Raw genomic sequence first — 11,255 nt, forward strand, 5'->3', positions numbered from 1 at the left:
AACAATTATGACACAGCAAGAACTTAAAAAAGCATATAATCGCCAAGATTGGCATATTTGGTTGCAAGATATTTTCGGTTCTCAAGTACAATTCGAGACACAAGCCGAAAAGATTGAAATAGACAAAGAGCAACTGAAATCTATACACCGTTTTGCTTCCATAAAGCTTGCCTATGGCAAAAATCTTGCTGTGTTGGATATCGAAACGCAAGCAAGCGTTCAAATTGCCCGTAATCGAATTGGATTAAACAAGTCGCTTGTAAAACTTATCGACCACGCCCGCTACCACGGTATCTTAGCGTTTTATCATAGCGAAGACAAATCACAAACCCAATATCGTCTTTCCTTTATCAGTAGCGAGCCGACCATTGACGCGAACGGAAATTTCAGCATAGAAAACACTCCGCCGAAGCGATTTACATATGTGCTTGGCGAAAACGAAAAAACAAAAACACCCGCCGACCGTCTGAAAATGATTGCCGACAAACGCGGAAATACTTCGTTGGAAGATATTAAAAATGCTTTTTCGGTCGAAACGCTTACCAAAGAATTTTATAATGAACTGTCCAATTGGTATTTTTGGGCATTGCAGAATGTGGTTTTCCCCGATGACTTGGATAAGTTGAAACTAATAAAAATAGATGTGGATAAACGGAATGACGAAGAAAAGAAATTGACTGAACTTCGCAATTCCACTTCTGTCATTCGCTTGATTACCCGCTTGATGTTTGTTTGGTTCTTGAAGCAAAAAAACTTGATTAAAGATGAACTTTTCAACACACAGGAGCTTGATAAAATACTCAACTATAATGATAAAACAGGAAGTACATTTTATAAAGCCATTCTTCAGAACCTCTTTTTTGCTACGCTCAACACCGAAATGAGCGATAAACGAAAGTTTGTCAATCGCCAAGCTGGTATTCAAGGTTTTTACCGATACGAACGTTTTTTTAAAAACAAAGAACGCTTTATCGAACTAACCAAAGATATACCTTTTCTAAATGGTGGATTATTTGAGAATCTCGACAAAAATGTGGGAGAAGAAAACGAGATACGAATTGACTGTTTTTCAAATAGACCGAGCAAGGAACTTTTGTTAAAAGTTCCAGATTTTCTGTTTTTTTCGGAAGAAGAAACAGTTGATTTAAACAAATTCTACGACACTAAAGGCAAAAATTACAAGGTACGTGGGTTAATTGATATACTTAAAACCTATAATTTTACCATTGAAGAAAACACGCCGACTGATGTAGAAGTAGCTCTTGATCCCGAATTACTGGGAAAAGTATTTGAAAATTTGTTGGCAAGTTTCAATCCTGAAACACAAACCACCGCTCGCAAGCAAACAGGTTCTTTTTATACGCCACGAGAAATCGTAGATTATATGGTAAATGAAAGTTTGGCTGCTTATTTGCAAGAAAAAGTAGGAGATGATTGGGAAAATAATATCCGTACAATTTCTGCTCTCAATGATGTAAAAATCCTTGACCCTGCTTGCGGATCGGGAGCTTTTCCGATGGGAATTCTGCTTAGAATGGTGCAAATTCTACAAAAGCTTGACCCTAAAAATGAACTTTGGAAACAACGCCAACTTGATATTGCAGGAAAAATAGAAGACGAGCGAGCACGAGAAGCTGCCATTAACAATATTGAAGAAGCTTTTGAAAACAATGCACTTGATTATGGACGGAAATTGTTTTTGATTGAAAACTGCATTTTCGGAATTGATATTCAGCCGATTGCTGTGCAAATTTCAAAACTTCGTTTCTTTATTTCGCTTATTTGTGAGCAAACTCCCAATCCTGAAAAGCCGAATTTGGGAATACGTCCTCTGCCTAATTTAGAAACCAAATTTGTAGCGGCAAACACGCTGATAGGACTTGAAAAGCCAAAGCAAAGAGCACTGGGAATGGATTTGATAGACCCGCTCGAAGAACAACTTGCCACAGTACGCCATAAGCATTTTAGCGCACGAACGCCCGAAACAAAACGCAAGTATCGCGATAGAGACTACGAGCTGCGCACCAAAATAGCCGAAAAACTGAAAGAAATCGGATTTAACAACGATACTGCAGAAAAAATCGCGGCGTGGAATCCTTACGATCAAAATGATTATGCAAGATGGTTTGATGCCGAATGGATGTTTGATGTAAAAGACGGTTTTGATATTGTGATCGGAAATCCGCCATGGGTATCTTTAAAAGGGAAACAAGGGATTACAGAAACAAAACGGAATAATTTAAAGGTATTAATGCAAGAATACGATGATGCCAACACATATATGCCAAATTTATTTGAATTTTTCATTTTGTTCTCATTGAAAACAATTAAAAATAATGGTATTCTTACATTTATTGTACCTGACAGAATGGGCTTTAATATTGCTTTTTCTGCATTAAGAAAAAAAATATTATCTAAATTCAAACTACTTGAAATTGTGTATAAGTGGAAATTTGAGATGATAATTGCTGATACAATGACCTTTATAATAAAAAACGAACGAAGAGATAATTACTCTTTCAAAATAAAAACAAGACCTGATAATCAAGTGCTATTTTATTCCAATAAAGTAATTTTACAAACTCCACTATCTGAATTTAGGGGATTTGATAATATTTCTATTCAAAATTTGGTAAACACAATAATGTGTCGAGGGAACCCTTTGTCTAATTATTGCAAGTCGACTTCAGGATTTGGGGGGAAATCAGAATTAATTACAGATGATAGGATTAATAACACACAAATTGAAGTGGTTAGAGGTAGAAGCATTGCGAAATTTTGTTTGTTGAAAAAATATTATTTTGAATTTCGAGATGAGAATATTACGGGAAGGACTCGTGATGAAGTAAAATTGAGGAAGAAGGAGAAAATTTTATTAAGAAAAACAGGTTCAGAAATAATTGCAACATATGACAATACTGCTATTTACCCTGAGCAATCGTTGTATTTTCTATATGACTTTAATGACAGTCCACTTTTTTTGCTTGGAGTATTAAATTCTAAATTAATCAACTGGTATTATTGCAATCGCTTAGTAACAAATGAAGATAGTACTCCGCAGCTAAAAAACATTGATCTAGACACCATTCCTATTCCTTCAATTTCTACTAATCAACAACAACCTATAATCTCCCTTATAAACTATATTCTTTATCTTAAAAATAAAGATAACTCGGTAATTTCAGAAATAGGAACCAATGAAATCATTTCGTCTTATTTCGAAAAAGTAGTTGATGCCTGCGTTTACGAACTTTATTTCGAGGAAGAAATAAAACAACAGCAGGTGGACGTGTTGGAGCTTATCGGGCAGTCGATAGACAAAGTTGCCGACTTGCCAATTGAACAGCAAATTATCCGCTTATTCGAGGAATGGAACGATTATAAAAACGAAGTCCGCAACCGAATCATTTTGCAGGAAACACGAAGCGAAAGCGTAGCACAAATTATCAAGTCGATGAACTAATGAAGAAAATAGACAAAATAAGAATTCAGAATTTCAAAGCATTTCCCGAATTTCAGGAATTCGATTTGAAAGGGAAAAACTTGCTCATTTATGGCAATAATGGTTCGGGCAAATCGTCCTTATATTGGGCTTTATACACCCTGTTGCAAAGCTGTGAAAAAACAGTTGCGCGGGTAAACGATTATTTTGTCGTATATGATGAGGCAAATGATAGAACATTTGAAAGCCTGCGCAATATCTTTTCACAAGAACCCGATTCTTTCATAGAAATAGAACTGCAAGGCGAACCGCCAATCAGGATAGCTCACGGAAATATCGGAGCTACGCAAACTGCAAATATAAAAGAAGCCAACAAAGCGAGTGATTTTATCAACTATAAACTATTGCATAATTTCTATAATTCAACACATAAAAGCCAATTGAATATTTGGAGCGTTTTCAAGCATGATATTTTCCCCTATTTTTCGTTCGATGGAAAAGCATTCTCTGAAAACCTGAATAACTTATATAATAATCTACCTAAAACGGGCAATCGTTTTTATCGTCGAAATTCTTCTTATTATAATCAATATCAACAAAAAATAGCAAAGTTCAATAATGAGCTACAGACATTAATCGTAAAAATAAACATTCAAGCGAACAAGGTGTTGAAAGATAAATTTGAGATTAATGACATTGAAGTACTTCTCGAATATGCGGAAAATTTGAAATGGGATGAGAATTATAGTCGTCGATTTTCTGACCCTGAAATAAAATTGAGTATAAAGGTAAAAAAAGATGGTGGACTTGTTCCAAATCATAGACCCCAATCTTTTTTGAATGAAGCTGCTTTGACGCGAATCGCCATATCTATTCGTTTAGGAGCTTTACAAACTCGTCTTGAACAGAGCGATTGGAAAATTTTAGTCTTAGACGATATGCTGATAAGTTTAGATATGTCGAACAGAATGATAATCTCAAAAATCATCTTAGAAGACAACGACCTTTCTGATTTTCAAAAAATCATTCTTACACATGATAAAGGATTCTTTGACATATTAAAATCTAAAACAGATTCTTCTGAATGGGAGTATTTGGAGTTCTATAAGGATGAAAAAACTATTAACTCAAGACCAAGGATTAAAGTCAATAAGACGGAATTCGAAAAAGCAAAAGAATATTTTGAAGAAAGTGAATTTGATGCTTGTGCCAATTATTTGCGAAAAGAAGCGGAAAAGATCCTCAAACACTATCTAAATAAGGAACTAAATAATCAGTTTGAGACATTATCAAATTTAATAGGTCAAGCCAAGAATAAAATAGATTCCGATCGGCTTGCAAGATTTAACAAGTTATTCAAAAAAGGGACTTTACCATTGGAGAAGTTAAAAATAGATTTTGAAGCAGATACCGCATTAACACTTGCCGAAAAAGGACAATTAAGAACTCTTAGAGCTTATTTGATAAATTTCTTGATAGAGCAAAATGAGCAAGAAATTCAAATATCGGCGAAACTTGACGAATTGAGGTCGATAAAAGACAGAATACTAAATCCCGGCTCGCATAGAACTTCGATGCCATACTACGAACAAGAATTAAAAGATGCGATACAAATTGTGGAGCAACTTTATGTTTTGTTGAATCCTGCACCTTAAAAGTCTAAATCAAAATGAAGTATCTTAAACCCAACATATTCATAAGTTCTACCGTAAAAGACTTGCCAAATGAAAGGGAAGCAGCAAAGCGAGCGGTCGAAAAGCTTCAGGCAATTCCTGTTATGTCTGAATTTACTATGAATGCTGTAAATAAGCCTTCGGTTGATGCTTGTATTGATGAAGTAAAAAAAGCCGATTTTTATATATTGATTTTGGGAGGAAGATATGGTTGGGAACTTGAAAATGGTATTTCAATTACAGAATTGGAATATGATACAGCATACAAGGAAAATAAACCGATATTTGTTTACAATACCATTTATGAGAAAGAACCAAAACAAGCAAAATTTGCAGAAAAAGCAGGCTCACAACGATTTTGGAAAGTTGTAAATAATGCCTTTGAGCTGGAAGATGAAATATCAAAATCTTACAAACAGTACATAGAAGAACAAAATTACGCAAAAAGTTGCTCAACGGAAACTGTTTACAGCAACCTTCTGTCTGTTGAATTTCCGAGTAAGTTATATCGGGCAGAATTAAACATTGATAGAAAAGCAATTATAGACGGCTCAAAAACAACGGGAAAATGGTTAAAGAAAAGTGCTACGCAGTTTGATGTACTTATCTCAGCCATACACCAATATGGATTAAAAGTTCCAAATGATTGGATTTTGTTTGAAAATTCTATTATTTCGTTTCACGATTTAAGCGAAAGAACTTTGGGACTTTCTCAATTAGTAGATTTGGGAACAGTTGAAGAATATGACACCTGTGATTTTTACAATACGAATGATGACCATCTAAATGTTTTTAAAAATTTACTCCGTAGATGTCTTTCCCGAAAGATGCACCACTTGGGCGTTAGATGGTATAATGACGAAAAATTATATGTTTATACTCCGCAAAACGAATTAGCGACAAGAATAGAGAAATGGAAAGGAAAAGTAGAAGCAACTCGAACGGTTTTTGAGGCAAAAATGCAAAAGAAAAATCCCGAAAAAATATCTTATTGCAAACACTTTGCCTTTAAGGCTAATTTTTATTTATTTGATGATCAATGGTATATGTCCATAAATCCAGAGTGGTTTATTTCTCGCGATGGCTCAAAAAAAACATATTATGGTTTTGAGCAAATAAGTTTTTTGAAAAGGAAAGAAAAAAATGCCCAAGTTTACTCTCATTTAAGGTTTATTTTTTATCAACTTGTTATGCAAAAACAAGCAACCTTATTTGAGCAACCGTTTAATTATAAATTCTTGCATTTTAAGGAGTTGTTAAAAGAACAAATATATCCGGCATTACAAGAGAAAACTTGGTTAAATAACGAAAACAATAAGACAAAAGAAGATTTTGATACCGTAAATACACTATTTGGCTGATGAAATACCACTTTATAGAAGAACCGCTTTTAGAGTTTGGCAAAGATGAGCATTTTTGCCCTCGGCAAGGTATTGCCAATTATGATGTTTATGATACAAAATTTACGGCACGCAAAACCGAAATACTTATTGGAATTGTTGGCGTAAGCGAAGATGTTGAAAAATTGAACGCTTGGCTTGAAAGATGCAAAAGTTTTATTCCCTCAAAGGCAAACACTAAACAACCACAATTATTTACTTCTTTTTGTGGATTTAACGAAAACACCGGTTTCCGTTCTAAATTTATTACTTCAACGGAAATAACACGAGTTATAAACAACACAGATATTCGGGAAATATTGAAAATTAAGAATAGAAACGAATGTGTAACGCAGGCAGTTGAATTATTTTCTAACCATATAAGGTTTATTGCTCAAAACAAATTGGTTGATTTAATAGTTTGCATTGTACCCAAATCTTTTGAAAACAAAATTGTTATCGAGAAAAAGACAGAAGAAGAAATCGAAGAAAGGTTAGATGCAGAAGAAAAGCCCGAATTAGAGATTAACTTCCGCAGAGCACTAAAAGCCTCAACAATGTTTTTGGGAAAACCTTTACAGTTGATTAGAGAATACTCATTGTCTAATCCAAGCAAAGGGCAAGACGAAGCAACAAAAGCGTGGAATTTTTGTACTGCGCTTTACTACAAAGCAATGCAAACTGTTCCTTGGAAACTAAAGAGAGATATAAACCTGCCAATGGTTTGCTATGTTGGAATTAGTTTTTATCGAAGTCGTGATAAAAAGTCAATCCAAACAAGTTTAGCACAAATTTTTAACGAAAAAGGAAACGGCGTAATATTGCGAGGTACTCCTGTAGAAATTGATAAAAAGGATAGGCAACCACATTTATCAGACAAACAAGCATATGATTTGCTATTATCTGCATTAAAAGAGTATAAATTTGCATTAGACACTCAACCAGCAAGGTTGGTGTTGCACAAGTCATCTAATTACAGTATTGATGAGTTGGATGGATTTAGGAAAGCCATTAACGATGCTGGAATAAGTTCTTATGATTTTGTTACAATCAAAGAAACTGATATTCGCTTTTTTAGAGATGGTTTTTATCCACCACAAAGAGGTTCAATGTTTTCTTTGTCGGAGACTTCACATATTTTATATACGCGAGGGTCGGTAGATTATTATAAAACATACCCCGGACTTTACATTCCAAGTCCTTTGGAAATAAGAACTGTTGAGTTTGATTCTTCGCCAAATGTTATTTGTGAAGAAATTTTAGCATTATCAAAAATGAATTGGAATAATACCCAGTTTGATGGTAAGTATCCTATTACTATTGCTTGTGCACGAAAAGTCGGGGAAATTATGAAATATTTAAGCGAAGCAGACAAGCCGCAAATTAGGTACGCATTTTATATGTAAAATGGATTAGAAACTGTAAACAAACATAGTATGCCTGAACAACAAAACATAGAATACAAATCCTCTTGGCATGACGACTATCTAAAATGGATATGCGGCTTTGCTAACGCACGAGGTGGACAGATTTTCATAGGCAAAGACGATATTGGAAATGTCGTTGATGTGGAAGATTATAAGAGACTGATGGACGAGATTCCCAATAAAATCAAAAATAATATGGGAATAACAGCTGAAGTTAATCTTTTGCAAGAAGACGGCAAGCATTACATTGAAATAATCGTTCAGCCTTATTCTGTTCCTATTTCATTGCGAGGTAGGTACTATTATCGTAGCGGAAGTGTGAAGCAAGAACTGACCGGAACCTCACTTAATGAGTTTCTTCTCAAACGTTCTGGTTTGACTTGGGATGAAGTTACAGAGCCAAGAGCAACCTTTGATGATATTGATGAAAGATCTTTCCGAATGTATTTGGAAATGTCAAAAGAGAAAGACCGTTTGCCGGATGTGGAAGGACTAACAATGGAAGAGATTTTCGATAAGTTACGTCTGACTAAAAACGGAGAGCTCACACGTGCCGCAATAATCCTTTTTGGTAAAGACCCAAGACGCTTCTCTACGAATGCCTTTGTGAAGATTGGACGTTTTAAAGGAGATGCAGATTTGCGATTTCAAGATGTTGAAGAAGGAAATTTAATCGTTTTACTGAAAAACGTACTGGAGCGGTTAGACCATAAATACCTTACTCGTTCCATTGAGTTTAAGGGCATGCTTCGTTTGGAGCATAGTGAATATCCTATTCCGGCACTTCGTGAAATGCTTCTCAATGCACTGGTACACCGTAAATATATGGGTTCATTTATTCAGATACGAGTATATGATGATAAGATAACTATTTGGAACGATGGTACGCTACCTGAAGAGATTACGTTGGAGTCACTCAAACACGTCCACTCGTCCTATCCCCGTAATCCGTTGATTGCTGATGTTTGTTTCAAAGGGGGACTTATTGATTCTTGGGGACGTGGCACAGTTCGTATCATTGAGACCTGCAAGGAGGCAGGGCTTCCTGAACCCGAACTGACTGAGCGTGATGGCGGATTCTTAGTTACTCTCTTTAAGGATAATCTTACTAAAGAACAATTAGTTAAACTTGGGCTTAATGCAAGACAGATAAAGGCAGTTCAGCATGTGAAAGAAAGAGGAAAAATCACTAATAAGGAGTATCAAGAAATGAATGAAGTATCAAGAAATACGGCAAGCAGTGAATTAAAAGAGTTAGAGAATGAATTTGGCATTCTGATTAACAAGGGTCAAGGGGCAGGAAGCTTCTATGAGTTGATTGCACAATAATTGCACAAATTGCACGGCGATTGCACAATAATTGCATCAATCGGTTCACAGACAAATTGGCATAAGCGAGCAACAACAAATGAGGCAAATGCATATTAGCGGAAATGTCGGTTTGGTGTCAGATGTGTCGGATAAATGTCCGAAACGTGGCGGATAAATTCATAGAGGAAAGAAATGCTTAATACTATACAATTTGAGAATACAGATGCCTTGCTTTTTTGTGGCGATATCCACGGAGAGTTTGAAACGATTGTCTATAAGCTAAATCAATATGACAATGCTATTCTGATTGTCTGTGGCGATATTGGTATGGGATTTCATAAGGATGAATATTATTTGACTTTATTCCGCAAACTCAATCTTAGGTTGTCAAAAAAGAATAATCACTTGGTCATGTTTCGTGGGAATCATGATGATCCGGATTATTTCAATGGTAGTTTCAAAAAGCATAAACACATTCACTTATTAGAAGATTACAGTATTGTGCAGGTTGATGCAACAAATGTGCTGTGTGTCGGTGGTGCAACTTCTATTGATCGTACATATCGGATAGAAAGAGAGCGGAAAACAGGAAAGAAAACCTATTGGGGTGGCGCTGAATTACCTTGTTTTGATGAGAAAAAGCTAAACAAAATTAATAGTTTATTTCCTAATGATATTGACATTGTGGCAACGCATACCGTCCCTTCTTTTGCCTATCCAACCACCAAGCAAGGTATTACTGCTTGGTTGGAGATGGATGAAAGCTTAGAGCAAGTCATTGATCGGGAGCGAACAACGATGGATCTGATATTTGCAAAACTGCAAGAACAACAAAAGAACATAATAGATTGGTATTATGGACATTTTCACGAACATAGAATAGAGCGACATTATGATATCAATTTCAGATTATGCGATTGCGGCGAAATAAATGAATTTCGAGAGAAAAGAATGGACTATGAGTAGATACGTTCACTATATTTGCCCGTTCATTGACAATGAACAGCACTTCAAAATGAACAAAAACAACTAAAAACGATAATGTAACCGATGTTTTGCACATCCTTTATCAGTATCGTATTTGTACCGTAGAAGTATAATTGACTGATACTCATATATGCTCAATTTCGAAGAAGTGAAGTAAAAGACGATTAGAAATAATCAATAAATAATAAAAACAGGCTGCAAACCAAGTGTTTGCCGCCTGTTTTGTTTTTGAGTGAATTGTTGGAGTCTGTTGTTTTTGACTGTTCTTTTAATTATATTTGTATTATAGTTATAATCGATGAGTAATAACACAAAAATATCAATCCGCTTCTTTGATGACCGTGAGGTTCGTGCCATTTGGGATGAAGAGAGTCATAAATGGTGGTTTTCTGTTTTGGATATTGTTGCAGTCCTTAATGAACAGAATGACTACAATAAAGTCCGGAACTACTGGAAGTATCTCAAAGGTAAACTTAAAAAAGAAAACAATGAGTTGGTTAGTGTTACTAACCAACTGAAGAAATGCCTGAAAATTCTTTCGATGAGATTGTCGATAAATATGTGGAAATGAACATTGCCCACCCATTCATGGAAGGTAATGGACGAAGCACCCGCATTTGGTTGGATTTGATTTTGAAGAAGCGACTGAGGCTATGTGTGGATTGGAGCAAGATTAATAAGAAAGATTACTTAGGAGCCATGGTAAAGAGTTCTACTGATAATACAAAACTAAAGAACTTATTAAAGAATGCCCTTACAGATGAAATTGACAGCTGTGAGATGTTTATGAAGGGAATCGATTATTCATATTATTATGAAGAAAATGAGTAATACCTTTCTACACCACACCATGACTTTGGGTGGGAGCTTTTCCCAAAACGATTTTGCCTCCCGAATTTTTATTGCCGAAGCGCATCGTTAATTCTGCCGAAGCGCATCAGCTAAATTGTCGAAGCGCTTCGGCAGGCTTGCTGATGCGCTTCGGCAATAAGAAACTCCCTGAATTTTGTAAATATTCTTCCGTAAGGGAACTCAA

At 35.4% G+C, this 11,255-nt stretch carries 6 protein-coding genes and 1 pseudogene; all 7 read left to right on the plus strand.

From position 1 onward, the window contains the following. The first annotated feature begins 7 nt into the window (after positions 1-7). The 7 genes and pseudogenes from M2137_RS05550 (at position 8) to M2137_RS05580 (ending at position 11,050) form a co-directional block, all read left to right on the plus strand. The gene (locus M2137_RS05550; RefSeq protein ID WP_280765469.1) at positions 8-3,463 is read left to right on the plus strand and encodes a TaqI-like C-terminal specificity domain-containing protein; all 3,456 of its coding nucleotides are present in this window, start codon (positions 8-10) and stop codon (positions 3,461-3,463) included. Next, positions 3,463-5,097, plus strand: coding sequence for an AAA family ATPase (locus tag M2137_RS05555; RefSeq protein ID WP_280765470.1), 1,635 nt, complete (start codon positions 3,463-3,465; stop codon positions 5,095-5,097). The genes M2137_RS05550 and M2137_RS05555 overlap by 1 nt, the downstream gene beginning before the upstream one ends. 14 nt (positions 5,098-5,111) lie before the next feature. Continuing rightward, entirely contained in the window at positions 5,112-6,476 is a 1,365-nt protein-coding gene (locus M2137_RS05560; RefSeq protein WP_280765471.1) for a DUF4062 domain-containing protein, read from the plus strand. Beyond that, positions 6,476-7,900 (plus strand): hypothetical protein, encoded by a 1,425-nt coding sequence (locus M2137_RS05565; protein ID WP_280765472.1) that lies wholly within the window; start codon positions 6,476-6,478, stop codon positions 7,898-7,900. Before M2137_RS05560 ends, M2137_RS05565 begins: the two co-directional genes overlap by 1 nt. Positions 7,901-7,930: 30 nt before the next feature. Continuing rightward, the gene (locus tag M2137_RS05570; protein WP_280765473.1) at positions 7,931-9,250 is read left to right on the plus strand and encodes an ATP-binding protein; all 1,320 of its coding nucleotides are present in this window, start codon (positions 7,931-7,933) and stop codon (positions 9,248-9,250) included. Positions 9,251-9,424: 174 nt separating this feature from the next. Next, positions 9,425-10,198, plus strand: coding sequence for a metallophosphoesterase (locus tag M2137_RS05575; protein WP_280765474.1), 774 nt, complete (start codon positions 9,425-9,427; stop codon positions 10,196-10,198). Positions 10,199-10,517: 319 nt separating this feature from the next. After that, positions 10,518-11,050 (plus strand): annotated as a pseudogene (locus M2137_RS05580) (Fic family protein). Positions 11,051-11,255 lie beyond the last annotated feature (205 nt).

Source organism: Parabacteroides sp. PFB2-10 (assembly GCF_029893085.1).
Taxonomy (GTDB): domain Bacteria; phylum Bacteroidota; class Bacteroidia; order Bacteroidales; family Tannerellaceae; genus QVMG01.